Origin of the sequence: Polaribacter reichenbachii (assembly GCF_001975665.1) — a bacterium.
In the GTDB taxonomy this organism is placed as follows: Bacteria; Bacteroidota; Bacteroidia; order Flavobacteriales; family Flavobacteriaceae; genus Polaribacter; species Polaribacter reichenbachii.
On sequence record NZ_CP019419.1, the window covers coordinates 1,274,077 to 1,299,210 of the forward strand.

General features: G+C 29.4%; 27 protein-coding genes and 1 tRNA gene. 23 read left to right on the forward strand and 5 right to left on the reverse strand.

Annotated features, from left to right (window positions below):
• Window positions 1-3: 3 nt before the first annotated feature.
• Genes BW723_RS05290 through BW723_RS05300 form a run of 3 tightly spaced genes read right to left on the reverse strand, consistent with a single transcriptional unit; the run spans window position 4 to window position 3,123 of the window.
• Window positions 4-1,176 carry an efflux RND transporter periplasmic adaptor subunit gene (locus BW723_RS05290; protein ID WP_068361260.1) on the reverse strand — a complete coding sequence of 391 codons (1,173 nt, stop codon included), beginning with the start codon at window positions 1,174-1,176 and terminating at the stop codon, window positions 4-6.
• Window positions 1,177-1,186: 10 nt separating this feature from the next.
• The gene (locus tag BW723_RS05295; RefSeq protein ID WP_068363471.1) at window positions 1,187-2,518 is read right to left on the reverse strand and encodes a TolC family protein; all 1,332 of its coding nucleotides are present in this window, start codon (window positions 2,516-2,518) and stop codon (window positions 1,187-1,189) included.
• Window positions 2,519-2,523: 5 nt separating this feature from the next.
• On the reverse strand, window positions 2,524-3,123 hold the full coding sequence (locus BW723_RS05300; protein ID WP_068361257.1) for a TetR/AcrR family transcriptional regulator: 600 nt from the start codon (window positions 3,121-3,123) through the stop codon (window positions 2,524-2,526).
• A gap of 127 nt (window positions 3,124-3,250) precedes the next feature.
• On the opposite strand from BW723_RS05300, the gene BW723_RS05305 reads away from it, so the two are divergent.
• Complete coding sequence (locus BW723_RS05305; RefSeq protein WP_175335415.1) at window positions 3,251-4,222, forward strand: polyprenyl synthetase family protein; 972 nt, start codon at window positions 3,251-3,253, stop codon at window positions 4,220-4,222.
• Between the two features lie 61 nt (window positions 4,223-4,283).
• Window positions 4,284-4,357: transfer RNA gene (locus BW723_RS05310), tRNA-Ile, on the forward strand.
• A gap of 97 nt (window positions 4,358-4,454) precedes the next feature.
• Here the strand turns inward: BW723_RS05310 and BW723_RS05315 are convergent.
• Window positions 4,455-6,530: a M13 family metallopeptidase gene (locus BW723_RS05315; RefSeq protein WP_068361249.1), complete on the reverse strand. Its 2,076-nt coding sequence runs from the start codon at window positions 6,528-6,530 to the stop codon at window positions 4,455-4,457.
• A 53-nt stretch (window positions 6,531-6,583) separates the two neighbouring features.
• Window positions 6,584-8,653, reverse strand: a complete 2,070-nt coding sequence (locus BW723_RS05320; RefSeq protein ID WP_068361246.1) for a prolyl oligopeptidase family serine peptidase — start codon at window positions 8,651-8,653, stop codon at window positions 6,584-6,586.
• 187 nt (window positions 8,654-8,840) lie between these two features.
• On the opposite strand from BW723_RS05320, the gene trxA reads away from it, so the two are divergent.
• From trxA to BW723_RS05420, 21 genes are all read left to right on the forward strand, one after another.
• A complete protein-coding gene (trxA, locus tag BW723_RS05325) occupies window positions 8,841-9,200 on the forward strand; it encodes a thioredoxin (RefSeq protein WP_068361244.1) in 360 nt (119 codons plus the stop codon).
• A 289-nt stretch (window positions 9,201-9,489) separates the two neighbouring features.
• On the forward strand, window positions 9,490-9,828 hold the full coding sequence (locus BW723_RS05330; protein ID WP_068363465.1) for a PadR family transcriptional regulator: 339 nt from the start codon (window positions 9,490-9,492) through the stop codon (window positions 9,826-9,828).
• 131 nt (window positions 9,829-9,959) lie between these two features.
• Window positions 9,960-10,496, forward strand: coding sequence for a hypothetical protein (locus BW723_RS05335; RefSeq protein ID WP_226789148.1), 537 nt, complete (start codon window positions 9,960-9,962; stop codon window positions 10,494-10,496).
• A 2-nt stretch (window positions 10,497-10,498) separates the two neighbouring features.
• Window positions 10,499-10,987 (forward strand): hypothetical protein, encoded by a 489-nt coding sequence (locus BW723_RS05340; RefSeq protein ID WP_226789149.1) that lies wholly within the window; start codon window positions 10,499-10,501, stop codon window positions 10,985-10,987.
• Complete coding sequence (locus BW723_RS17945) at window positions 10,981-11,175, forward strand: hypothetical protein (protein WP_226789150.1); 195 nt, start codon at window positions 10,981-10,983, stop codon at window positions 11,173-11,175. The genes BW723_RS05340 and BW723_RS17945 overlap by 7 nt, the downstream gene beginning before the upstream one ends.
• Window positions 11,176-11,177: 2 nt before the next feature.
• The gene (locus BW723_RS05345; protein WP_068361239.1) at window positions 11,178-11,885 is read left to right on the forward strand and encodes a hypothetical protein; all 708 of its coding nucleotides are present in this window, start codon (window positions 11,178-11,180) and stop codon (window positions 11,883-11,885) included.
• A gap of 50 nt (window positions 11,886-11,935) precedes the next feature.
• Window positions 11,936-13,402 (forward strand): DUF5687 family protein, encoded by a 1,467-nt coding sequence (locus BW723_RS05350; protein ID WP_068361236.1) that lies wholly within the window; start codon window positions 11,936-11,938, stop codon window positions 13,400-13,402.
• A gap of 24 nt (window positions 13,403-13,426) precedes the next feature.
• On the forward strand, window positions 13,427-14,122 hold the full coding sequence (locus tag BW723_RS05355; protein ID WP_068361233.1) for an ABC transporter ATP-binding protein: 696 nt from the start codon (window positions 13,427-13,429) through the stop codon (window positions 14,120-14,122).
• A 119-nt stretch (window positions 14,123-14,241) separates the two neighbouring features.
• Window positions 14,242-16,464, forward strand: a complete 2,223-nt coding sequence (porW, locus tag BW723_RS05360) for a type IX secretion system periplasmic lipoprotein PorW/SprE (protein ID WP_068361230.1) — start codon at window positions 14,242-14,244, stop codon at window positions 16,462-16,464.
• 45 nt (window positions 16,465-16,509) lie between these two features.
• Complete coding sequence (locus tag BW723_RS05365) at window positions 16,510-16,896, forward strand: bactofilin family protein (protein ID WP_068361226.1); 387 nt, start codon at window positions 16,510-16,512, stop codon at window positions 16,894-16,896.
• Window positions 16,847-17,077 (forward strand): AtpZ/AtpI family protein, encoded by a 231-nt coding sequence (locus BW723_RS05370; RefSeq protein ID WP_068361223.1) that lies wholly within the window; start codon window positions 16,847-16,849, stop codon window positions 17,075-17,077. Before BW723_RS05365 ends, BW723_RS05370 begins: the two co-directional genes overlap by 50 nt.
• Window positions 17,070-17,459: a DUF6168 family protein gene (locus BW723_RS05375; RefSeq protein ID WP_068361220.1), complete on the forward strand. Its 390-nt coding sequence runs from the start codon at window positions 17,070-17,072 to the stop codon at window positions 17,457-17,459. The genes BW723_RS05370 and BW723_RS05375 overlap by 8 nt, the downstream gene beginning before the upstream one ends.
• A gap of 80 nt (window positions 17,460-17,539) precedes the next feature.
• The gene (gene atpB / locus BW723_RS05380; protein WP_068361217.1) at window positions 17,540-18,676 is read left to right on the forward strand and encodes a F0F1 ATP synthase subunit A; all 1,137 of its coding nucleotides are present in this window, start codon (window positions 17,540-17,542) and stop codon (window positions 18,674-18,676) included.
• A 36-nt stretch (window positions 18,677-18,712) separates the two neighbouring features.
• A complete protein-coding gene (atpE, locus tag BW723_RS05385) occupies window positions 18,713-18,901 on the forward strand; it encodes an ATP synthase F0 subunit C (protein ID WP_013993139.1) in 189 nt (62 codons plus the stop codon).
• 98 nt (window positions 18,902-18,999) lie between these two features.
• Window positions 19,000-19,500 (forward strand): F0F1 ATP synthase subunit B, encoded by a 501-nt coding sequence (locus BW723_RS05390; RefSeq protein ID WP_068361214.1) that lies wholly within the window; start codon window positions 19,000-19,002, stop codon window positions 19,498-19,500.
• Between the two features lie 7 nt (window positions 19,501-19,507).
• Window positions 19,508-20,065, forward strand: coding sequence for an ATP synthase F1 subunit delta (gene atpH / locus BW723_RS05395; RefSeq protein WP_068361211.1), 558 nt, complete (start codon window positions 19,508-19,510; stop codon window positions 20,063-20,065).
• Between the two features lie 21 nt (window positions 20,066-20,086).
• Window positions 20,087-21,664, forward strand: a complete 1,578-nt coding sequence (gene atpA, locus BW723_RS05400; protein WP_068361208.1) for a F0F1 ATP synthase subunit alpha — start codon at window positions 20,087-20,089, stop codon at window positions 21,662-21,664.
• A gap of 69 nt (window positions 21,665-21,733) precedes the next feature.
• Window positions 21,734-22,597, forward strand: a complete 864-nt coding sequence (atpG, locus tag BW723_RS05405; RefSeq protein WP_068361206.1) for an ATP synthase F1 subunit gamma — start codon at window positions 21,734-21,736, stop codon at window positions 22,595-22,597.
• A gap of 120 nt (window positions 22,598-22,717) precedes the next feature.
• A complete protein-coding gene (locus BW723_RS05410) occupies window positions 22,718-23,188 on the forward strand; it encodes a hypothetical protein (RefSeq protein ID WP_068361203.1) in 471 nt (156 codons plus the stop codon).
• A gap of 105 nt (window positions 23,189-23,293) precedes the next feature.
• Window positions 23,294-24,217, forward strand: coding sequence for a hypothetical protein (locus tag BW723_RS05415; protein WP_068361200.1), 924 nt, complete (start codon window positions 23,294-23,296; stop codon window positions 24,215-24,217).
• Between the two features lie 166 nt (window positions 24,218-24,383).
• Window positions 24,384-25,133 carry an SDR family NAD(P)-dependent oxidoreductase gene (locus BW723_RS05420; protein WP_068361197.1) on the forward strand — a complete coding sequence of 250 codons (750 nt, stop codon included), beginning with the start codon at window positions 24,384-24,386 and terminating at the stop codon, window positions 25,131-25,133.
• Window position 25,134 lies beyond the last annotated feature (1 nt).

Consider the following 25,134-nt stretch of genomic DNA (forward strand, 5'->3'; position numbering starts at 1 on the left):
GTTTTATTTATTGATAACTTTTACGGTTTGCCCATTGTTTACACTACGTGCACCTTCATCAATAATTTCTGTACCAACAGATAAGTTTTCTAAAACCTCTATAAAATCGCCTTGTGTTTTACCAGTTTTTATAATAACTCTTTCTGCAACTGCTTCATTACTTGCGTTTTTACTTTTAATAGCATATACAAATTGTTCTCCATTTGCATTTTCTGATATAATACTTTGCGGAATTAAAATAGCTTTGTCTTGTGAATAATCGTTAATTTGAAGTTTAGCAGTTAAGTTTGGTTTTACATTTCCGCTTTTGTTATCTACAGGAACTTCTATTCTAAAAGATCTGTTATTTGGGTTGATAAAACTACCCACTTGTTTTACAGTACTTTCTATAGACTCGCCTAATACAGGAAAAGAAACTTTCACTTCTTTGTTTTTAGTGATGCTTGCAATGTATCTTTCTGGCACTTCTGCCTCTACATACATATTTTTTAAATTCACAATTCTAAAAATTTCAGAACCTTGACCACCAACTAAAACAGTTCCTGGTTCTTTAATAACATCATCAATTACACCAGAAAAAGGAGCTCTAACAGAGGCTTTAGATAATTGACTTTTAAGTTGTTTTAAAGTGTTTTCTTGCGCTTCGTAATTTGTTTTAGCCTGTAAAAACTGAATTTCTGAACCAATTTCTTGATCCCATAAACGTTTTTGACGCTCAAAAGTAGTTTTTGCTAATGCTGTTGTTGCTTCTAATTGCGCAACTTGATTACTCATTCCACCATCATCTATAGTTGCTAATAATTGTCCTTTAGCAACTCTTTGCCCTTCTTTTACTAAAATGGTTTTTAAAATACCAGGCATTTCTGGGTATATTAAAATATTTTGCTTTGTTTTTACATTTCCTTGAATTTCTAAATAGTGGTTAAAAACCTCAGATTTAGCTGTAATTGTTGTAATTAAAGGTAATTTTTTAACAGTATCCTTTTTAGAAATGGCAGCATTAATGGCTTCTAAATCATTGTTTATCTCTTCTAAACTTGCTGATATTTCTTTCTTTTTAGCAGTTAATTCTTGTAAAGTTCCAGAATCAACTAAATCTGCTACAGAGTTTGTTTTCTTTTCTCCACAAGAAATTAAAACAAGTGTTATTACTAGTAATGAATATATTTTTCTCATTGTGTTGTGATTATTTGATTGGTAAGTTTAATGCGTTTTCTAAGGTTGCTTTGGTTGCAATGATGTTTAGCATTGCTTGTACATAGTTGTTTTGTTGGGTGTATAATTGATTTTGAGCCTGAAGTAGATCAAAACTGGTAGTAATACCTTCATCAAACTTAATTTGTTGTTTCTTTTCTATTCTCTCAGCAAGGTTTAAGTTTTTCTTTGCAGTTTCGTAATTATCAATACTTAATTGATAATTGCTTTTTGCGCTTTGTGCAGCTAAACTTAGTCTTTGTTTGGTTTCTTCTAAACGAATATCTGCTGTTTCTAAGTTAATTTTGGTTTGTGCTATTTTTGCTTTTCTACCAAAACTACTAAAAATGGGTACATTTAAACTAACTCCTAATAATGAGGATTGAAACCATCTTTGCTCTCCTTTAAAAAACGAAAATTCTTCAGAAAAAGCTTGTGTACCATAATTTATAAAAGCACTTAAACTTGGTAAACTTTTACTTTTTTCTAGTTGCATTGTTAAACGTTTTGTTTCTCTATCATTTTCTGCAATTTTAAAATCGATATGATTGTTTAGTTTAAACTCTTCTACCAATAAATTTAAATTAGTATTTGCAAGAACTAAAGATTCTAAACTATCTGTTAAAATCAATTTTGTTTCAATTGGGTTACCTAAAGAAATGTTTAAAAGCTTGTAAGCAATATCTCTTAATCTTTCTGTTGCTCTAATATTATTTTCGATGTTACCTTTAATAATTTCGAATTGCTCTACATCTTCTTGTTCAGATAATCCGTTTTCATAACCCGCTTTTGCTTCTTTAAGAATTCTGTTGTTTACAACATTATTTCTTTTTAAAATATCGATACTTTTTTCTGCAACAAGAACATTACCATAAGCATTAATTATAGCTTCTCTAGTTACTAATTCTGTTTTTTCTTTGGCTTGTTTCGAAATTTTTAAATAGGTTTTAGAGGCTTGTAAGCCTACTAAATAAGAACCATCGAAAAGTAATTGACTTAGTGTAACAGTTGCATTTACATTTTGTTTTTGTACAAATACAAACTCTTCGTTTACACCATCATTATCAAAATCTAATAAAGTAATAGGTAGCTTTAAATATTTTTGATAATCTACAGCTCCGTTAATTTGTGGCAAACCAATAGTTGTTGTTTCCCAAACGGTTTCTTTAGCAACTTTAATATCGTTAGCAGCTGCTTTAGTGTTATAACTATTCTCAATAGCAAAATCTATTGCTTCTTTAAGAGATAGCTTTATTGTTTTTTCTTGAGCATTGGTTATCAAGAAAAAACAAGTACTTAAAAATACCAGAATTGTTTTTTTCATTGGGTTTATTTCTGTTTTAGTTGATTTTCTAATTGTTGTAATCCTTTTTCTGTGCATATACCTCTTATATGATATTCTAAATAATAATTCATTAAAGTATTCATAGAGTAATTTTGTAATGGAAATAGTTCTTTATCTTTTATAGAAATCATTCCATTAAAATAAATTCTAGAGATAAATTCTACATCTATTTCTTTTCTGTAAAGACCTTGCTGTATACCATCGTTTAAATTCTGAATTACACAAACCTGCATAATTTCGAATTGTTTTTGTCTTATTGATGCAAAAATTTTAGGGTAATATTTTTGTAATTGATATTGAGGTGATGATTTTTCGTCTTTTAAATTAGACATTATAAACCTTTTAATATCAAAAACTTCTTCAATAGGATTTTTATTTAAACTACAAATTTGATTAATTCCTGAACTAATATTATTAAAAATATACTCAGTAACAGAAGCTACAAGGTCTGTTTTATTCTTAAAATACTTATATATCGTCTTTTTAGATACACCAAGAGAACTGGCAATTTCATCCATAGTAACACTCTTAAATCCAAGGTTTAAGAAGAGTTCGTTCGATTTTTCTATTATCTTTTCTTTCATAAATTGGGTGCAAATATAGTTTAGGAAACTTTAGAAACAAAAAAAGTTTCCAAAGTTTTAATGATTTTTTAACATTCGAATTAAAAAGTGCTATTTCTTTACATTATTTTTACAAAAAAATACAGATTTGGACATTTTACATTATCAACAAGAATTTTTAGAATATTTAAAATCCAAAAATTGGATTCAAGAGCCTAAAAACCTTTATGAACCCGTAGATTATATTTTACAATTAGGAGGTAAAAGAATTCGACCAGTTTTAACTTTAATGGCTGCTGATATTTTTTCTTCGGACTATAAAAAGGCTTTGCCAGCAGCTTTGTCTATTGAGGTTTTTCATAATTTTACCTTAGTACATGATGATATTATGGATGATGCGCCTTTGCGAAGAGGTAAAGCAACTGTACATGAAAAATGGGATATAAATACAGGTATTCTTTCTGGTGATGCAATGTTGATATTAGCTTATCAATATTTCGAAAATTACGAACCTATCGTTTTTCAGAAATTGGCAAAACTATTTAGTAAAACAGCTTTAGAAGTTTGTGATGGCCAGCAATTAGATGTAGATTTCGAAACTAGAAATGATGTTACTATTGATGAATATATTAATATGATTCGTTTAAAAACATCGGTTTTGGTAGCTGCAGCTTTAAAAATGGGAGCAATAGTTGCAGAAACTGAAGATAAAAACGCAAATTTAATTTACGATTTTGGTTTAAATTTAGGTTTGGCTTTTCAGCTACAAGACGATTATTTAGATACTTTTGGTAATCCAGAAACTTTTGGAAAACAAATTGGTGGTGATATTATTGAAAATAAAAAAACCTTTCTTTATTTAAAAGCGTTAGAAGTTTCTAACGAGAGAGATCAGCAAAAACTAAAGTTTTTTTACAAACAGAAATTAGAAGAAAACTCAATAAAAATTACTGAAGTAACAAGAATTTTTGAGTTGAATGATATACCCGATTTAATAAAAGAACAGATAGAAAAATATACAGAAAGAGCTTTTGATACTTTATCTAAAATGGATATTTCTGAAGACGATAAACGAAACTTAAAAGATTTTGGTTTATGGTTAATGAATAGAACTGTATAATTATTTCATTTTTTTTGCAAATAATTTAAAATAAATAGTACATTTGCAAACCAAAATTATCGGTCCTATAGCTCAGTTGGTTAGAGCACCTGACTCATAATCAGGTGGTCCATGGTTCGAGTCCATGTGGGACCACAACAAAAAAGCCTTAAAGAATTTTCTTTAAGGCTTTTTTTATTAGACTTATTGTATTTTTTCTTAAAAGAAAAGAATAGTAAAAGACACTAAGTGTCTACCAAATTCTTACTCTTTCCTCTGGTTTTAAGTACATTTTATCACCTTCTTTAACTTCGAAAGCTTCGTAAAAAGCATCTACATTTTTAAGTGGCATATAAGCTCTATACATTCCAGGAGAGTGGGTGTTTGTCATAATTAAGTTTTTAAGCGCTTCATCTCTCATTTTAGTTCTCCAAATTGTTCCCCAAGAAAGAAAGAAACGTTGTTCTGGGGTATAACCATCAATTTTACCTGGTCTTCCACTTTTTTCTAAGAAAATTTGTAAACCTTCGTAAGCAGCTTGTACACCACCTAAATCACCAATATTTTCTCCTAAAGTATATTCTCCATTTAAATGTAAGCTATCAATAGCAACAATATCTGAGAATTGTTTTACTAGTTTACCACCAACTTCTTTAAACTTTTCTGAATCATCTTCTGTCCACCAGTTTTTTAAATTTCCATCACCATCAAAACGAGCTCCAGAATCATCGAAACTGTGCGAAATTTCGTGACCAATAACTGCACCAATTCCACCGTAATTTACAGCTTCATCTGCTCTATAATCATAAAAAGGAGGTTGTAAAATTGCAGCAGGAAAAACAATTTCATTGTTTACAGGATTAAAGTAAGCATTTACTGTTTGTGGAGACATTCCCCATTCAGTTCTATCAACTTCTTTACCTAATTTATCCATATTTTTATTGTAATTCCATTTGGTAACGTTTATTGCATTTTCAAAATAAGAACCACCTTCTTCTAAACCTTTAACTTGTAATTCTGAATAGTCTTTCCAAACATCAGGATAAGCAATTTTTACAGTTAATTTGTGTAATTTTTCTAAAGCTTTTTCTTTAGTAACTTCACTCATCCAAGGTAATTGTGCAATTCTCTTTTCGAAACCAAGCATTACATTATCTATCATTTCCTCAGCTTTTTTCTTAGCTTCTGGTGGAAACATTTTTTCTACATATAATTTACCTAAAGCTTCACCAATTGCGCCATTTAAACTACTTAAAGCTCTTTCGTCTCTTGCACGTTGTTTTTTTGCTCCACGCATTTCTTTACTATAAAACTCCCAATTTGCAGTTTCTAAATCCGTAGATAAAGAACCTAAAGAACTATTAATGGTGTTCCAACGTAATAATAATTTAATATCTTCTATAGAACGTTCTGTAAAAATAGTACTCATTGCTTTAAAATAACCTAAATCTGTAACAATAACAGTCTCTAAATCTGTAACCCCAATACCATCTAAATGAGCTTGCCAATTTATAGCTGGTGCTAATTTTTGTAGTTCTGCAACCGTTAATGGGTTGTAAAGTTTTCGAATATCTCTACTTTCTTCTTTGGTCATCATTGGTTCTGCCAAACTTTTTTCGAAAGCAACAATTGTAGCAGCATTCTTTTTAGCTGTGGCTTCATCATCACCAAATTCTTGCAACATTTTTGCAACAAATTCTTCGTATTTTTCTAGTTTGTCTTTTACTTTGTCATCTACATAATAATCTCTAGATAAACCTAAAGAACCACCACTCATATAACCTGCATATTGGCTACTGTTTTTTAAATCGTTAAAAACACCAAAACCATAAAAACCACCTCCACCATAAGGAGCCATATTTGTAAGGTAAGTTTCTACATCTTTCTTAGTTATAATTTCATCAACTTTATTTAAATAAGGCATTACAGGTGCTTTGCCTTGTTTATTTCTGGCAATAGTATCCATAATTGTTTGGTAGTAGTTTACTGCCTTTTCTTGGTCTGAATCTATCTCATTACCTTGTGCATCTTTTACTTTCGGAAAATCTTTTTCTTGAATTGCAACGCTTAAAATTTCTAATACATCTGCATCTGTTTTTTTACGTAGTTGATTAAAACCACCCCAAGAAGTTTGGTCATCTGGGATTTCGGTTTTGTCTAACCAAGTTCCATTTACGTGTCTAAAAAAATCATCAGTAGGTTTTACGGTTTTATCCATATTTTCTAATACAATACCTGCTACTTTTTCTTCAGGTTTGTCTTCATTACAAGAAACAAAAGCAAGTGATGCTATTGCAGTTGTAAAAAATACTTTTTTAAGTGTTTTCATGGTTTGTTTTGATTTATTTGAATTGGTAACAAAATACAAAAATTGTTACATATTTAGCTTTTAATTTTATTTTTTGGCGAATTTGGTAATTGCTCAAAACCCATATTAAATAAAGTAAAGCCAAAAATATCTGAATATTGTTCGATAGTTTTTGCAACAGGAGTTCCTGCTCCATGACCAGCATTGGTTTCTATTCTTATTAAAGTAGGATTGTTACCTGTTTGTTTTTCTTGTAATTCTGCTGCAAATTTAAAACTGTGTGCAGGCACAACTCTATCATCATGATCTCCTGTGGTTACTAATGTTGCAGGATATTGAACACCTTTTTTTACATTATGAACTGGTGAATATCCTTTTAAATAATCGAACATTTCTTTGCTATCTTCTGCTGTACCATAATCGTAAGCCCAACCAGCACCTGCAGTAAATGTGTGGTAACGTAACATATCTAAAACACCAACTGCTGGTAACGCAACTTTAATTAAATCTGGTCTTTGTGTCATAGTTGCACCAACTAATAACCCTCCATTAGAACCACCACGAATTGCTAAATATTCTGATGATGTATATTTATTTTCGATTAAATATTCTGCTGCTGCAATAAAATCATCAAAAACATTTTGTTTCTTTAATTGAGTTCCTGCATCGTGCCATTTTTTACCATATTCTCCACCACCTCTTAAATTAGGTACTGCATAAATACCACCTTGTTCCATCCAAACAGCGTTTGCAATACTAAAACTTGGTGTTAAACTGATGTTGAAACCTCCATAACCATATAAAATAGTAGGGTTTTTAGCATTCAATTCGACACCTTTTTTGTGAGTGATTATCATTGGTACTTTTGTTCCGTCTTTTGAAGTATAAAAAACTTGTTTGCTTGTATAAGCATCAGAATTAAAATCTACTGTAGGTTTCCAATAAGATTCATAGGTTCCGTCTTTTGGATTGAATTTATATAAAGAACCTGGAGTGCTATAATTTGTAAAAGAGAAATACAATTCTTTGGCATCTGTTTTTCCTCCAAAACCACTAGAAGAACCTACTCCTGGTAATTTTACTTCTCTAATTAACTTACCATTAAAATCGTATTGTAAAACTTTAGAAACAGCATCAACTATATAATTTGCGAAAATATAACCAGCACCTGTAGACGGACTTAAAACATTTTCGGTTTCTGGAATTACATTTATCCAGTTTTCTGGTCTAGGATTCGAAAAATCTACACACACTACTTTTTGATTAGCAGCTTCTAAATTGGTTTGTAAAAACAATTTACTTCCTTTATTATCTATTACATAAGTATCGCTATTTACATCATTTAAAATAGTAATTAATTGGCTGTTTGGTTTTGATAAATCTTTGATAAATAATTTATTTCCAGAGGTAGAAATAGATGCCGTAATTATTAAAAACCGATTGTCTTCTGTTAAATAACCACCTACATATCTATGTTTTTCTGATGCTTTTGCACCAAAAATAACCAAATCTTCTTTTTGCGAAGTTCCTAATTTATGATAGTATAATTTGTGTTGATCTGTTTTTGCTGATAACTCACTTCCTTTTGGTTTGTCGTAACTAGAGTAGTAAAAACCTTCGTTTTTGTACCAAGAAATTCCAGAAAATTTTACATCAATTAATGTATCTCCTTTTATCATTTTAGATTCAGCATCCATAACAATAATTTTTCTCCAATCAGAACCACCTTCAGAAATTGCATAAGCTGCAGTTTTACCATCTTTAGAAAAACTTAACGAACCTAAAGAAGTTGTTCCGTCTTCAGAAAAAGTATTTGGGTCTAAAAATACTTCAGCATCTCCTCCTCCTTTTTTTCTGTAGACTACATATTGGTTTTGTAAACCATCGTTTTTATAAAAATATGTGTAATCTCCTTCTTTAAAAGGAGTGCCAACTTTTTCGTAATTCCATAATTCTGATAAACGATTTTTTAGTTTTTTTCTGTAGGAAATTTGGTCTAAATACTTAAAAGTAACTTTATTTTGTGCTTTTACCCAAGTTTTAGTTTCTTCGCTTTCATCATCTTCTAACCAACGATAATTGTCTATAATTTCGGTTTCGAAATAAGAATCTATTACTGGTTTTTTATTTGTTTTTGGATACATATTTTACTTTTATCAACCTTAAAAATAAGATAACCTTTTATAAGGTTTTGGTTTTTTGTCTAATAATTAACAGTTTGTAATTTGAAGCATATTAAAACGACTACTTTTGTACAAAATAGTTTCCTGCTTGTGCAGGAATTACAGTTTAATGAAATTTTGACATTGTCGAAAAAAAATATTTTAAATTATGACAGAGAATTTAACAAAAGCAACTTTTTTAGAAAAGGTTTTTAATTTTGAAAAAAATGAAGAATGGAAATTTGAAGGAAACAAACCAGCTTTAATCGATTTTTATGCAGATTGGTGTGGACCTTGTAAAATGATAGCACCAATTTTAGAAGAATTATCTGAGGAATATGCAGATAAAATAAACATTTACAAAATAGACACTGAAGCAGAACAAGAATTGTCTGCTGCATTTGGAATTAGAAGTATTCCTTCTATGTTATTTTGCCCTACAGAAGGTCAGCCACAAATGGCAAATGGAGCTTTACCAAAAGCAGAATTAGAAAGAGTTATTGCTGATGTTTTAAAGGTGACAAAATAATTTTTTGTTGCGATTTTACAAAGCAATTTTTTAACAATTAGAATCCTAAGTTTTTTAAACTTGGGATTTTTTTTGATTAAAAAAATAACACATAAGAATCTAATGTATAAGAAAATTATGTATATTTGGTGAACAAGATTGAAAAGTTGTCAGTTCGAGTGATTTTAAATTGAAGTGAAAACAAAATTTAAAATTGTATCGAGAACAAAATGACTTTTTTTAAAAACTTCTCGATACAATTTCGATGGATAATCGAAATCACTCGAAGCGACAAAAACACATCAAAAAAATGGGAAATCAGAAATTATATAAAGGTTCTTTACAAACCATCATTTTAAAATTATTAGAAACTAATGATAAAATGTATGGTTACGAAATTACTCAAAAAGTAAAAGAACTAACTAAAGGTGAATTAAAAATTACAGAAGGTGCTTTGTACCCAGCTTTACACAAATTAGAAGCTGATGGTTTGCTAGATGTTGAGGTTGCAAAAGTGGGTAACAGATTGCGTAAATATTACAAACTTACAGAATCTGGCACCAAAGAAACTGCCAATAAGTTAAATGAAATGCAAGAGTTTTTAAGAACGATGCAACAATTGGTAAACCCTAAATTAAGTTTGGAGTAAATTTTAAAGCTATGGAATTAACAAAAGAGCAATTACAAAGAGTAGAGCATTATTTAAATGTAAAACGAATTGATTATATAGACATTCGATTAGAAATTTTTGACCATATTATTTCTGATATTGAAGTAAAAATGGAATCTAAAAAATTAGATTTTGAAACTTCTTTTTATGCTGTTACAGACAAATGGAATAAACATTTAAAAGACACATCAAGTTTTTATTTTGGAATAATGTTTTCTGCACCGAAAATGGTAATTAATAAAGCTAAGAAATCTTTTAGGAAATGGTTTTTTATACTTTTTATTGCTCTTATTATTCCTCAATTTTTACTGGAATCAATTACTTTTTCCCTTTCTGATAGTTTAATTAGTGTATTGAATTTATGTTTTCAAATAGTTTCGACTATTTGCTTTATTATACTTTTAACCTTAGTTATTCTAAAAAAGAGAATAAAAACAAAATCAACTTATAGCTTTATTTTAAAGACTCAAGGATGGAATTTAGTTTATTTTCCATTAACTATGTTTAATTCAGTTTTTTTAAAAAGTGAGGGTGGTTTAAACCCTTTTTCTGTAGGGCTGTTAACAGCTTTTATTTCGATTGTTTTTTGCTATTTCCATTTCTACAAAAAACACAAAGAAGCTATTAAAAAATATAAAATTTCATAAGTATGGAATTAACCAAAGAACAGCTTTTACAAATAGACAATTACATTTTTTCTTGCGGAATAAAATATTACGATGTTAGAACAGAAATTATAGATCATTTTGCCAATATTTTAGAAGAAAAGTTAGCTAAAAATTCTGATTTAAATTTTAAAGAAGAGATTATCAATATTCATAGAAATTTTTCTAATAGAGGTTTTAATAAGTTACTAGAAGAAAAAACAAAATCAGTTAATAAAAAGTTTTATAAAAACTCTTTAAAGCACTTAATTTCATTTTTTAACCTTCCTAAAATTATAATTACTATTTCGTTATTTTATGTGTTGTTTTTGATTATGAATCTTTTTGAAGACAAAGAAAATTTCTTTTTTTATATGTATACTTTTTTGTTACTTATTCTTGTCAGGATTTTCTACCAAAATAGAAAAACAAAAAAGCACAAAAAAGAACCTTTTTTAGTTTTAAACAAAAAAATAATTTTTTACAAATGTTAAATTTTATTTTCATTTGTTTTAATTCGATTACTAATTTTAGAAGTGAAGAAAGCTTTATAAATCCAACAGAAAATAATCTTCACTTAGGAGTTTTTGTGTTGTTATTATTATTCTATTGGTCTGGAGAATCTGTTTTTTATCAGAATAAAAAAATGGTAAAAGAGCAATACCCTAATGTAATTGTGTAACTATGAAACTAACCAAATCCCACATAGAGGAACTTTACAAATTTACCCGTAAACATTATGTATATCATTATGATGTACAAACAGAATTGGTAGATCATTTGGCAAATGATATAGAACAAATTTGGGTAGAAAACCCTAAAGTTACTTTTGAAGAAGCTAGAGATAAATCATTCAAAAAATTCGGAATTTTTGGTTTCATGGATGTAATTGAAGCCAAGCAAAAACAGATGAATAAACGTTATTGGAAAATTATACTTCGTTTTGCAAAAGAATGGTTCACTGTGCCAAAAATTATTATTACTTTTTTAGTTTTTTTATTGTTTTTTAGCTTTCTACAAATCCCATTTTCAGAATATATTTTCTTAGGAACAATCTTAGTTTTAATAACTTTAGAAATGATAATTGTTTTTAAAGTAAGAAAAAATCACAAGAAAAAAGAAGTAAAGAAAGAAAAGATTTTTTTGTTAGAAGCTATGATTGGTACAACGAAAAATGGCTTTACAGGTTTTACTTTTGTAAACCTGTTTAACATCGTTAATTTAACTAGATTCGATTTTAGTAATTTAAATATCTATTGGATTTTTGTGATATCCATAGTATTAACATTACTCTGTATTTTATTTTATGTATCCAATTATGTGATCCCAAAAAAAGCAGAAGAATTGTTGCAAGAAACCTATCCAGAATATAAAATGATAAAAAATTTGTAACAAATAGAGTAAACGAACTACTGATACACTAACTAATTAACCAAACCTTTATGATTTCACATTTTTTAAAACTAGAATGGAAACAGTATTTTAGATCTTCTCACTGGCAAAAAGGAATAGGTATTAAGATAATTATGGGCTTTTTTGTTCTATATTTTATTACTATTTTTTTAGGAATTGGTATAGGAGGTTACTTTTTTCTTAAAGAAAAATTTCCAGAGCAAGACCCACTTCAAATTGTAAACTCGTATTTATTATATGCTATTTTAGGCGATTTAATATTTAGGTATTTAATGCAAAAGTTGCCAATAATGAATATTAAACCTTTTTTAATATTACCCATTAAAAAAAGTAGATTGGTTCATTATGTTTTAGGTAAATCATCCTTTTCTGCTTTTAATATTTTAGGGTTGTTTTTTTACATACCTTTTTCTATTGTGTTAATTAAAGAGGGTTACAATACTGCAGGCGTTTTAGGTTGGTTATTTTTAATTATTATGATAATTCAATCTTCCAATTTTCTGAATTTTCTAATCAATAAAAACAATGTAGTTTTTGGGGTAATTGCCACAACTTTAGCAGCCTTAATCGCTTTACAGAAATTTAATATTTATGATGTAACTACAGCTGGAGGTAGAATTTTCGACTTTGTGTATGCAAATCCTACATTTGCTTTAATTGGCATTCTTGTATTGGTTACTTTGTATTATTTAAATTACAAACAACTTCGTAATCAAGTGTATTTAGATGAAGCTGTTTCTCAAAAAGTAACAGAAGCAAAATCTGTAGATTTATCTTTTACAGATAGATTAGGAGATGTTGCACCATTTATAAAAAACGATATCCGTTTAATTTGGCGAAACAAAAGAACAAGAACAGTGTTTTTAATGTCGTTTCCTTTTTTATTCTACGGATTAATTTTCTTTACACAAGAAACCTATCAAAAAATGCCAGCAATGTTAATGTTTGCTTCTTTGTTTGTAACTGGTGGTTTTGCGTTGAATTATGGTCAGTTTATTCCTGCTTGGGATAGTGCTCATTATAAAATGTTAATGAGTCAGAGTTTTAAATATCGTAAATTTTTAGAATCTAAATGGATTTTAATGGTAGTAATGACATCGATATTATACCTTTTAAGTATTCCTTATCTATATTTTGGTTTAGACATCTTTTTAATGATTACAGCAGGCGCTGTTTTTAATATTGGCTTTAACTCACTATTTCTAATTTATGCAGGTTCATATAACAGAAAAAGAATCGATTTAACAAAAGGAGGTTTTGGTAATACACAAGGTACAAGTGCAACACAGTTTATAATTATGATTCCTTTAATGTTATTCCCAATGTTATTATTTTGGATTTTCAACAAATTTGTTGGTGGTTTTTCTGGTTATATTGTTGTAGCTACTGTAGGTGTTTTAGCCTTCTTATTAAAAAACTACGCAATGAATTTTATAGAAAAAAAATACATTAAAGATAAATACGCTATGATTAATGCTTTTGGTAAAGAAGCCTAATTACATCAACCTAAAAAATATACAATGATTACAATAGATACAGTTTCAAAAAAATACGGAAAAACAGAGGTTTTAAATGTTGCATCAATAGAAATTCCTACTGGCCAAAGTTTTGGTTTAGTTGGTAATAATGGAGCAGGAAAAACTACTCTGTTTAATATTTTGTTAGATTTAATTAGACCAACTACTGGTGCAATTATTAATAATGATATTGTTGTAAACCAAAGCGAAGATTGGAAAAATTTTACAGGTTCTTTTATTGATGAATCTTTTTTAATAGGCTATTTAACACCAGAAGAATATTTCGATTTTATTGGCGATTTAAGAGGGATGAACAAAGCCGATGTTAAAAATTTTATAGCAAAGTTCGATGAGTTTTTTAATGATGAAATAATTGGAAAGAAAAAATACTTGAGAGATTTAAGTAAAGGAAACCAGAAAAAAGCAGGTATTGTAGCTGCAATGATGGGTAACCCACAAGTTGTAATTTTAGACGAACCTTTTGCTAATTTAGATCCTACAACACAGATTAGACTTAAAAAAATCATTAAAGAATTAACAGATAATAAAGAAGTTACAGTTTTAGTTTCTAGTCATGATTTAACACACGTAACAGAAGTTTGCGAAAGAATTGTGGTTTTAGAAAAAGGATCTGTGGTAAAAGACATAGAAACATCAACAGAAACTTTAAAAGAATTAGAGAGCTATTTTGCTGAATAAATATAGAATTCTTTATTTATTATTATTTTTATAGACTGTATTTATACTATTTTTGTCATAAATCAGTTGTAAATAAGAACTTTTGGCTCTTAAAAAATAATTCATTTAGATTTACAAGTGTGAAAAACACGCAGAAAACACTTATTTTAGTTATCATTTTTGCAACCATATATGCTTGTGGTACAAAAAAAGATACTTTTATAAGCAGAAATTACCAAGCTCTTACTACAAAATACAATGTACTTTTTAATGGTAAACAATACTTTCAAGAAGGTGTAAATGCTATTAATGAAGAGTATAAAGACGATTGGTTTCAGCAATTACCAATAGAACCTATTGTTTTTGATGAAGATGAATTTGTTATTCCTAAATATAACAATGGTCCAGGTACTGGTTTTGGTAATTCTAGAAAAAAAGAAGAAGTGCAAAAAGAGCTCACTACTTTCGAAAAAGCTGAAGAAAAAGCCATTAAAGCCATTCAAATACATGGAATGAATATAGATGGTTATGAACGTAATAGACAAATAGATGATGCTTATTTGTTGTTAGGTAAATCTCGTTATTATTCGCAACGTTTTGTGCCAGCTGTAGAAGCTTTTAATTATGTAATTGCAAATTATCCTCAGGCAAACCTTATTGCAGAAACTAAAATTTGGCGCGCAAAAACCAATATTAGAATGGATAATGAAGAAACTGCCATTGAAACGATGAAGCTTTTATTGGTGGTTAGAGATACTTTAGAAGCCCATTTACCAGACGAAATTAAAGAACAAGGCCACACAGCTTTAGCAATGGCTTATGTAAGAAGCGATAGTTTACAGAAAGCAAAACATCATTTACAATTAGCAACAAGAACTTTAAATAATAGAGCACAAGCAGCAAGAAATTTATTTGTTTTAGGACAAATGTATAGCCAAGAAGGTAAAAAGGATTCTGCAAGTTTGGTGTATCAAAAGTTAATCGATTTTAAAAAAGCGCCTTACAAATATAAAATTCACGCAAATATAGAATTGGCAAAAAATTCGCCTAACGATTCTACTGCAAATGTAGTTTTAGAAAAATTGCAAAAACTGATAAAAGATAGAGACAACAGACCTTATTTAGATGAGTTGTATTATCAAACAGGAGTTTTACATCAAAATAATGACAGCATTCAGTTAGCTTTAGATTATTATAATAAATCTTTAAGAGCTGAAAAAGGAGGTGATAAACAGAGAACATTTACCTACGAAAAATTAGGAAATATCTCTTTTAAACAAGATTTATATCAGCAGGCAAGTGCTTATTATGATAGCGTTTTACAAGTATCTAAAGACACTTTGAATTTAAGAATTAGACGCATCAAAAGAAAACATAAAAACTTAGCATCATTAATTAAGTTCGAAAATATTGTTGCTAAAAATGATAGCATTGTTAGAATTGCATCTTTATCCGAAGACGAACAGAAACAGTTTTTTGAAAACTATATCGAAAAACTTAAAACTGCTGATGAAGAAGCTGCACAAATAAGATTAAATCAATTGGATTTTGGTGATACAAATAATGGTTTACAATCTGCGGATAAAGGAAATTGGTATTTTTATAACAATCAATCTTTAAGTTTTGGTAAGTCTGAGTTTCAAAAAATTTGGGGAACCAGAAAATTAGAAGATAACTGGAGATGGTTAGAAAAATCGACTATTGGTGGTGGAACTAAAGATTCTGCACAAACAAAAAAAGTAAACTTAAAATATGATTTAGATACGTATTTAAGTACAATTCCTACAGAAATATCAGAAATTGATAGCTTAAAAATAGACAGAAATCAAGCTTTATACGAATTAGGTTTAATTTATAAAGAGCAGTTTAAAAATCAGAAATTAGCAAAAGAACGTTTAGTAAGAGTTGCTTCTTTGCAGCCAGCAAAAGAATTAATGCTACCAATAAACTGGCATTTATATGAAATTTATACCAATTTAGGTGATGTTTCTAGTGCTGAAAAATATAAAAATGTAATTCTAAATCAGTATCCAAATACCAAGTTTGCGCAAGTTATTCAGAACCCGAATACAAAATTCGAAGAAGAAGTTGCTGTAAATGAAATAGAAAATACATACAAAGAAATGTATTATTTATACAAAGAAAATAAGTTCGAAGAGGTAATTACTAAGGTTGATGAATTTTTACCTACAATTACTAATTCAGAATTATTGCCTAAATTTGAATTATTAAAAGCTTTTGCTATTGGTAAATTTAAAGACAAAGAAGCTTATAAAACAGCCTTAGAATTTGTAGCAGTTAGCTATGGAAATACTGAAGAAGGTAAAAGAGCAAAAGCCATTGTAGCACAATTAGAGAAGTAGCAATTTATTTTAAGAGTGGTTTCTCGTAAAAACAATCCGAAGAAAATGGAAAGAAACGTTATCGCAAAAAACACAACCATAAATGGTGAAATAATTTCTGATGGAGATTTTAGAATTGACGGAGTTTTAGAAGGTAGTTTAACTACAAAAGGTAGAGTAATTGTTGGTTCTGGAGGTTTTGTAAAAGGTAAAGTAAATGCTTTAAATGCAGATATAGAAGGTAAAATTTCTGGCGAATTAAATGTAGATAAAACACTAACAGTTAAAGCGATAGCAGATATTTCTGGAAATGTAATTGTTGGTAAACTTTCTGTAGAACCTGGTGCAACATTTAATGCTTCTTGTGCTATGAAAGTGTCTTCTAAAGTCTTAAAAATTGAGAATGGAAAAGAACAACAAGAACAACAAAACAAACAAAAAGCCATTAAATAAAGCGCTTCAACTTTCTGGTGCAGGTTTACAAATGGGTTTAACCATTTATTTGGGTTTTTTACTGGGCAAATGGCTAGATAAAACTTTCGAAACAAATTTTTTAAAAGAAACAATTACACTTCTTGCCATATTTTTAGCAATGTATTCTTTAATAAAACAAGCCAATAAAATTAATGATTAAGCAATTAATTATTTACAACGTTGTATTTATTGCTCTTTACATTTTAGGGTATAATATTCATCAATTTATACTCTTAAAACAAGAACTTTATCTCTCTTTTTCATTAGAGAAAGTTTACCTTTTTCATACTGCTTTTTCAGCATTAATTTGCATTAATTTCTTGTTACTTTCTACTGTTAATAAAATTTTTGAACAGCTAGGTTTCATCTATCTTGCCAGTATCGTTTTAAAACTTTTACTTTTTGGCATTATCTTCTATAAACCAATATTTTCGGAAGAAAATTTGTCTTTAGCATCTAGAATTTCTCTTTTTATACCAATGATTCTTTTTTTATTAACAGAGGCAATTTTTGTAGCTAAAATTTTAAAGAAAAGAGAATAATAAAAAATATCTTAAAAAAGGGTTTGTAGTTTTGATTTATTGAGTATTTTTGCGCAGAATTTACAAAGCGTATTTTTACTATGAAGATTGCAACAAAATCAATCAAATTTCTTACAATAGCATTAGTAGCTCTTTTTTCGGCTACAGTTTTTGCTTCTGGTTCAGACAGAAAACACAACGATCATAAAGATGGTGGTCAGGTAAATACGAAAGAAGAGGTAGAAGCTTATATTCTACATCACATTAAAGATTCTCACGATTTTTCTTTATTTTCATACACTTCGGATGAAGGAGAAAGAAAACATTTTGGTTTTCCATTACCAATCATTTTATGGACAAGTGAAGGTTTGGTAACTTTTATGTCTTCAGAATTTCATCATAATGATGATGGTCATGTAATTGTAGAAAAGAAAGGATTAAAATTTGCGAAAGTACACAGTAAAATATTAGAATTAGATAAAGGTGCTGCAACAGTTTCTTTTGATGAAACTCATCATGCAACTAATGCACACAAAGTGTTAGATTTTTCTATCACTAAAAGTGTAGTTGGTATTTTATTAATTGGTTTCTTATTGTTGTTTTGGTTTTCTAGATTGGCTAAACAATACAAGACAAAGCAAATTCCTACAGGTTTTGCTAGAGTTTTAGAGCCTTTAGTAATTTACGTAAGAGACGAAATTGCAAGACCAAATATTGGTGATAAGCACTACAGAAGATTTACAGGTTATTTGTTAACTGTATTTTTCTTTATTTGGGTTTTAAACTTAGTTGGTTTAACTCCATTAGGTTTTAATGTTACAGGTCAGTTAGCTGTAACAGCTTGTTTAGCAATTTTTACATTAGTAATTTATTCAGTAAGTGGTACAAAAGGATATTGGATGCATATGTTATGGATGCCAGGAGTTCCTGTATTAATTCGCCCAGTTTTAGCTATTATAGAATTAGCGGGTGCATTATTAATTAAACCATTTTCATTATTAGTTCGTTTATTTGCGAACATTTCAGCAGGTCATATTGTGGTAATGAGCTTAATTGCAATTATGTTTACACTTAAGGAGTCTTTAGGGACAGTAGGTGCAACAGGATTGTCTTTAGTATTATCATTTTTTATAACATTAATTGAGGTTTTGGTAGCTTTTTTACAAGCGTATATCTTTACAATGCTTTCAGCATTATTTATTGGTATGGCAGTAGAAGATCATGCTGAGGCGCATTAATACAAATTTGTTTAATTTAATAAAAATACATTTATTATGTACAATTTAATTGGAGCAGGATTAATCGTAATCGGAGCAGGTATTGGTTTAGGTCAAATTGGTGGAAAAGCAATGGAAGGTATTGCTCGTCAGCCAGAAGCAACTGGTAAAATCCAAACAGCAATGATTATTATCGCTGCATTATTAGAAGGTTTAGCATTTGGTGCATTATTCTTAGGAAAATAATCCAAACAAAAACAAAAAAGCACAATTCTGTAACGGTTGGTTACAGAATGTGTTTTTAAATTAAACAAGAAGAACAAAAAACATAATTAGTTTATAGAATGGAAACTTTACTAAACGATTTTTCACCAGGGTTATTTGTAGTATCTACAATTTTATTATTAGCTTTAATTGCTTTAATGGTAAAATTTGCTTGGAAACCAATTTTAAACTCTTTAGAAGAGAGAGAATCAGGTATAGAAGATGCATTAGCTGCAGCAGAAAATGCTCGTAAAGAAATGCAAAACTTAACTGCTGATAACGAAAGATTAGTAAAAGAAGCTAGAGCAGAAAGAGAAGCAATGATGAAGGACGCTAGAGCAATTAGCGATAAGATGATTGCAGATGCTAAAGAAGATGCAAAAGAGGTAACTAGTAAGTTAATCGAAAATGCACAAGCTTCTATTCAACAAGAAAAGCAAGCAGCTTTAGCTGAGTTAAAAAAGAATGTTGCAGAATTATCTATTGGTATTGCAGAATCTGTAATTAAAAAAGAATTATCTAATAAAGAAGATCAACTAGCTTTAGTTGAAGGGATCTTAAAAGATGTTACTTTAAACTAAGTTATTTATGAAAGACGCAAGAGCAGCATTACGTTATGCCAAAGCAATCTTAAATCTTGCTAAAGATTCAAAAGATGAATCTGCGGTTAATACAGATATGCATTTAATAGCATCGACTATTGCAGAAAACAAAGAATTTGGAGTAGTACTAGAAAGTCCGATTATTAAATCTTTGGACAAAATGAAGGTATTAAACGCAATGTTTTCTAGCAAAGTAAATAATATTACTTTAGGTCTTTTTAACTTATTAAAAGAAAATAAAAGAATAGGAATGTTAGGGTCAATTGCCAAACAATACACTATTATTTTCGATTACTATAAGCACATACAAGTAGCTAAAGTTACTACTGCAGTGCCCATTACTCCAGAAGTAGAAAAGCATATTTTATCAAAAATAGTTGCTTTAACTGGTGAAGAAGCAAATTTAGAAAATCACGTAAATCCTGATATTTTAGGTGGTTTTATATTACGTGTTGGAGATGTGCAATATGATGCAAGTATCTCTAATTATTTAAGCGAGTTAAAAAAGGAATTTGACAATAGTCATTATATTCCAAAAATTTAATAATACATCAAATTAGAAAAGATGGCAAGTATTAAACCAGCTGAAGTATCAGCAATTTTAAAAGAACAATTAACTAATTTTGAAGCTCAAGCTTCATTAAACGAAGTAGGTACTGTATTACAAGTAGGTGATGGTATTGCTCGTGTTTATGGATTGTCTAACGTACAATATGGTGAGTTAGTAGAATTCGATAACGGATTAGAAGGTATTGTTTTAAACTTAGAAGAAGATAATGCAGGTGTTGTATTATTAGGAGCTTCAACTTCTGTAAGAGAAGGTTCTACAGTTAAAAGAACTGAAAGAATTGCATCTTTAAGAGCAGGTGAAGGAATTGTAGGTAGAGTTGTAGATACTTTAGGAAGCCCTATAGATGGTAAAGGACCAATTACAGGTACTACTTACGAAATGCCTTTAGAAAGAAGAGCACCAGGAGTTATCTATAGAGAGCCAGTAACTGAGCCATTACAAACTGGTATTAAATCTATTGATGCAATGATTCCTGTTGGTAGAGGTCAGCGTGAGTTGATTATTGGAGATAGACAAACAGGTAAATCTACAGTAGCTTTAGATACCATTTTAAATCAAAAAGAATTTTACGATGCTGGTAACCCAGTATATTGTATATATGTAGCTATTGGTCAAAAAGCTTCTACTGTTGCAGCAATTGCAAATATGTTAGAAGAAAGAGGCGCATTAGCCTATACAACAATAGTAGCAGCAAATGCATCAGATCCTGCAGCAATGCAAGTGTATGCGCCTTTTGCTGGAGCAGCAATTGGAGAGTTTTTTAGAGATTCAGGAAGACCAGCTTTAATTGTTTTTGATGATTTATCAAAACAAGCAGTTGCTTACCGTGAAATTTCATTATTATTAAGAAGACCTCCAGGACGTGAGGCGTATCCTGGTGATGTATTTTACTTACACTCAAGATTATTAGAACGTGCTGCAAAAATAATCAATGATGATAAAATTGCTAGTGAAATGAACGATTTACCAGATTCTTTAAAAGGAATTGTAAAAGGTGGAGGTTCTTTAACTGCATTACCGATTATTGAAACACAAGCAGGTGATGTATCAGCATATATTCCTACAAACGTAATTTCGATTACTGATGGACAGATTTTCTTAGATGGAGATTTATTTAACTCAGGTGTAAGACCAGCAATTAACGTAGGTATTTCTGTATCTCGTGTTGGTGGTAATGCACAGATTAAATCTATGAAAAAAGTATCTGGTACTTTAAAATTAGATCAAGCTCAGTTTAGAGAATTAGAAGCATTTGCAAAGTTTGGTTCTGATTTAGATGCAGCTACAATGAATGTAATTTCTAAAGGACAAAGAAACGTTGAGATCTTAAAACAAGCACAGAACGATCCTTTTACTGTAGAAGACCAAGTAGCAATTATTTATGCTGGTTCTAAAAACTTATTAAAAGACGTACCTGTAAATCAAGTTAAAAAGTTCGAGAAAGATTATATCGATTATTTAAATGCAAAACATAGAGATGCATTAGATATTTTAAAATCTGGTAAGTTAACTCCAGAAGTTACTGCTACTTTAGAGGAAGCTGCAGCAGAAATATCAAAGCACTTTGCATAAATAGACGTGAGTTTCTAGTTTTTAGTTATCTAAATTAAAAACTAAAGACTAATAACTAATAACTATAGAATGGCAAACTTAAAAGAAATACGTAACAGAATTACCTCCATTAAATCTACAATGCAGATTACATCTGCAATGAAAATGGTTTCTGCTGCAAAATTGAAAAAGGCGCAAGATGCTATTACTGCAATGCGTCCTTATTCATCTAAATTAACTGAATTGTTGCAAAATTTAAGTGCAACTTTAGATAGTGATACAGGTGGAGTATATTCTACAGAAAGAGAGGTATCTAAAGTTTTATTAGTAGTTGTAACATCTAATAGAGGTTTGTGTGGTGGTTTTAATTCATCAATTACAAAAACTGTTATTAGAACTGTTGCAGAAAAGTATGCTGATAAACAAGTAGATATTTTTTCTATTGGTAAAAAAGGAGCAGATGTATTAACAAAAGAATACAATGTTGTTGCTACAAGAAACGATATTTTTGACGATTTAACTTTTGATAATGTTGCCTTAGTAGCAGAAAAGTTAATGGAAATGTTTGTTGATGGTAGTTATGATAAAATTGAATTGGTATATAATCAATTTAAAAATGCAGCTACTCAAATACCACAAGTAGAGCAATTTTTACCTATAAAACCAATTGAAGGTGGAGAAGCAATTACTAATTCTGATTATATTTTTGAACCATCAAAAGTAGAGATTATAGAAGCTTTAATACCTAAGTCTTTAAAAACACAATTGTACAAAGGTATTAGAGATAGTTTTGCATCAGAACATGGAGCACGTATGACAGCTATGCACAAAGCAACAGATAATGCATCAGAATTAAGAGATGAATTACTATTGACTTATAATAAAGCACGTCAAGCAGCAATTACAAACGAAATTTTAGAAATTGTTGGTGGTGCTGAGGCATTGAACAATTAGGTTTAGTTTGAGCTAAGTCTATATAAATGATTTATAAAAAAGAGCTTATCAATTTTGATAAGCTCTTTTTTTATGATATTTTGGTACAACTATTGAAATACATTCGTTAAAACTATATTTATGAAAGCACTTCAAATTTTATCAATCGTAATTATATTATTTGGTTTTTCTCAATGTGGTTCTATGCAGTTTGATAAAAATCCGCCATTTAAAATTATATCAGCTACATATCAAAATTGGGTTGGAGGACAACCAGGAGTTAAAGGTACAAATGTAAAAATCCAATTTACATCAACCAAAACAATTCAATTTGATAGTATTTATTTTGATAATAGAGTTGCCAAATTAGAAACTAAGAATTCAAACGATAACTTACTAATTGGTTACTTCAACACATCATCAATTAAAAGAGATATTATTTTAGATGCAAACCCAACTAAAGAGCTAAAAAACCCTGTACTAGAAATCAAAAAATTCCCTTTTGATTTAAAAGAAAATGAGGCGGTTATTAGCTATAAAATTAATGATGAAATAAAATATTATAAAATTAATGAGCTCATAAAAGTGAATTCTACAAACTTATTAAAATAATTTAAGAATCATAAAATCAAATAGTTAATCCATTCTAAAAAGAATGGATTATTTTTTGGCACACAATTTGAATATTCATAAGCATAACCACAAAACAGAAAGCTTATGAAGACGCTAAAACTACTTTTCACAATTATTATAACAGGAACATTATTGAGTTCTTGTTCTACAGTTTATTACGATGACTATGCACCTACTTTAGAAGAGGTAGTTTCTGGTTACGATTTATGGTATGTAGATTATCATAAAACTACTGGTTCAGGAGATGTACCTTATGTGTCTAGAGCATTTACACTTTCTTTTATCAACGGAATTTTATATGCAAATAACAATATTGCAGATATTGGTAGAACAGGAAATGGTTTAGGAATTGATGTTGGAACTTACGACTCCTTTAATGGCACCTTAGAAACCAATCACGACATAGATGGTATTAATGATTTTGATGTAACTATTTTATCGAATAACGAAATTAGAATTTACAATTACAGAGAAAATGTAAGTTATTATTTAGTAGGCTATAATACGAACAATTTCGATTATGATAAATTGTTTTATGAAAACATAGAATACTTATTACAAGAGTATGAAGCTTGGGCAAAAATTGATGCAGTTGGCGGAACAGAAAATGCTTTTGATGATGAAAATTTCCTTGCATTCAGACCAGATAATATAACAACATTTTATAGTTCACAAGATGAGTTTGGCACACAAGTTGCAAATATAAATTGGGATTACGTTGGTGGATATGAAGTGTATGACGTTAATGGTTTTGAAGCCCTTAAAATTTTAACATTGAATTATGACAATGGAGATATTGAAGAATTTGAATTAAGCGTTTTAGATGATGATAGAATAAGTCTATTTCATTACAATTCAGAAACCACTTATGAGTTTGCAGGACGTGGATTTGTACAGTATTTAAAAAGTGAAAAATCTGTTAAATCAGCAAAAGATGTTGTAAGGAATAACGACAGAAAACGTACTAAAATAGAAAGAAAGACAAAGAATAGAAGAAATTTAAAATAAAGTTTGGTTAGTTGATTTTTAATTGGTTATTTCTCGATAACCAATTGAAAGAGGAGTCACCCTGAGGAGGGTGACTTTTTCTTTGTTAATAATTGATGAAAATTTTACGAAGTATTCAACACAGCTAAAGGCTAGTTTTCATATTTTTAATGATAAATAAAAAAGAATGAAAACAGCATTTATTACAGGGGCAACTTCTGGAATAGGAAAAGCAACAGCAGTGATGTTTGCAAAAAATAATATCAGATTAATTCTTTGTGGTAGAAGAAAAGAACGTTTAGTAGCATTAGAAAAAGAACTTTCTAACTTAACCCAAGTTACCACTTTACAATTCGATGTTTCTAAGAGAGATCAAGTACAAAATGCAATACAATCTTTACCCGAAAATTTTCAAGAAATAGATATTCTAATTAATAATGCTGGTAATGCTCATGGGTTATCAACAATTCAAGATGGAGATATAGACGATTGGGACGCAATGCTAGATATCAACGTAAAAGGCTTGTTGTATGTATCAAAAACTATAATTCCTAAGATGATAGCAAACAACAATGGTTTTATTGTAAATATTGGCTCTATTGCAGGCAAAGAAGTTTACCCAAACGGAAATGTATATTGTGCATCTAAGTTTGCTGTAAACGCTTTAAATAAGTCTATGAGGCTAGATTTAAACGAACATAACATAAGAGTTTCTGCAATTCATCCTGGTTTAGTAGAAACCGAATTTTCCGATGTTCGTTTTAAAGGCGATATAGAAAGAGCAAAAACAGTTTATCAAGGTTTTAAAGCTTTGCAAGCAGAAGATATTGCAGACATTATTCACTTTGTGGTTACAAGACCTTATCATGTAAATATAGAAGATTTAGTAGTTTACCCAACAGCGCAAGCAAGTGCTACAATGCTTAATAAAAATTAAT

Coding starts and splice junctions, on each gene's coding strand:
- trxA (WP_068361244.1), top strand. CDS start 8,841: ATGACAGAGAATTTAACAAAAGCAACTTTTTTAGAAAAGGTTTTTAAT.
- BW723_RS05345 (WP_068361239.1), top strand. CDS start 11,178: ATGAAACTAACCAAATCCCACATAGAGGAACTTTACAAATTTACCCGT.
- BW723_RS05420 (WP_068361197.1), top strand. CDS start 24,384: ATGAAAACAGCATTTATTACAGGGGCAACTTCTGGAATAGGAAAAGCA.
- BW723_RS05300 (WP_068361257.1), bottom strand. CDS start 3,123: ATGAAAGAAAAGATAATAGAAAAATCGAACGAACTCTTCTTAAACCTT.
- BW723_RS05390 (WP_068361214.1), top strand. CDS start 19,000: ATGGAAACTTTACTAAACGATTTTTCACCAGGGTTATTTGTAGTATCT.
- BW723_RS05375 (WP_068361220.1), top strand. CDS start 17,070: ATGATTAAGCAATTAATTATTTACAACGTTGTATTTATTGCTCTTTAC.
- BW723_RS05410 (WP_068361203.1), top strand. CDS start 22,718: ATGAAAGCACTTCAAATTTTATCAATCGTAATTATATTATTTGGTTTT.
- BW723_RS05340 (WP_226789149.1), top strand. CDS start 10,499: ATGGAATTAACCAAAGAACAGCTTTTACAAATAGACAATTACATTTTT.
- atpG (WP_068361206.1), top strand. CDS start 21,734: ATGGCAAACTTAAAAGAAATACGTAACAGAATTACCTCCATTAAATCT.
- BW723_RS05295 (WP_068363471.1), bottom strand. CDS start 2,518: ATGAAAAAAACAATTCTGGTATTTTTAAGTACTTGTTTTTTCTTGATA.
- atpA (WP_068361208.1), top strand. CDS start 20,087: ATGGCAAGTATTAAACCAGCTGAAGTATCAGCAATTTTAAAAGAACAA.
- atpB (WP_068361217.1), top strand. CDS start 17,540: ATGAAGATTGCAACAAAATCAATCAAATTTCTTACAATAGCATTAGTA.
- BW723_RS05350 (WP_068361236.1), top strand. CDS start 11,936: ATGATTTCACATTTTTTAAAACTAGAATGGAAACAGTATTTTAGATCT.
- BW723_RS05290 (WP_068361260.1), bottom strand. CDS start 1,176: ATGAGAAAAATATATTCATTACTAGTAATAACACTTGTTTTAATTTCT.
- BW723_RS17945 (WP_226789150.1), top strand. CDS start 10,981: ATGTTAAATTTTATTTTCATTTGTTTTAATTCGATTACTAATTTTAGA.
- atpH (WP_068361211.1), top strand. CDS start 19,508: ATGAAAGACGCAAGAGCAGCATTACGTTATGCCAAAGCAATCTTAAAT.
- BW723_RS05315 (WP_068361249.1), bottom strand. CDS start 6,530: ATGAAAACACTTAAAAAAGTATTTTTTACAACTGCAATAGCATCACTT.
- atpE (WP_013993139.1), top strand. CDS start 18,713: ATGTACAATTTAATTGGAGCAGGATTAATCGTAATCGGAGCAGGTATT.
- BW723_RS05370 (WP_068361223.1), top strand. CDS start 16,847: ATGGAAAAGAACAACAAGAACAACAAAACAAACAAAAAGCCATTAAAT.
- BW723_RS05365 (WP_068361226.1), top strand. CDS start 16,510: ATGGAAAGAAACGTTATCGCAAAAAACACAACCATAAATGGTGAAATA.
- BW723_RS05355 (WP_068361233.1), top strand. CDS start 13,427: ATGATTACAATAGATACAGTTTCAAAAAAATACGGAAAAACAGAGGTT.
- BW723_RS05320 (WP_068361246.1), bottom strand. CDS start 8,653: ATGTATCCAAAAACAAATAAAAAACCAGTAATAGATTCTTATTTCGAA.
- BW723_RS05335 (WP_226789148.1), top strand. CDS start 9,960: ATGGAATCTAAAAAATTAGATTTTGAAACTTCTTTTTATGCTGTTACA.
- BW723_RS05415 (WP_068361200.1), top strand. CDS start 23,294: ATGAAGACGCTAAAACTACTTTTCACAATTATTATAACAGGAACATTA.
- BW723_RS05330 (WP_068363465.1), top strand. CDS start 9,490: ATGGGAAATCAGAAATTATATAAAGGTTCTTTACAAACCATCATTTTA.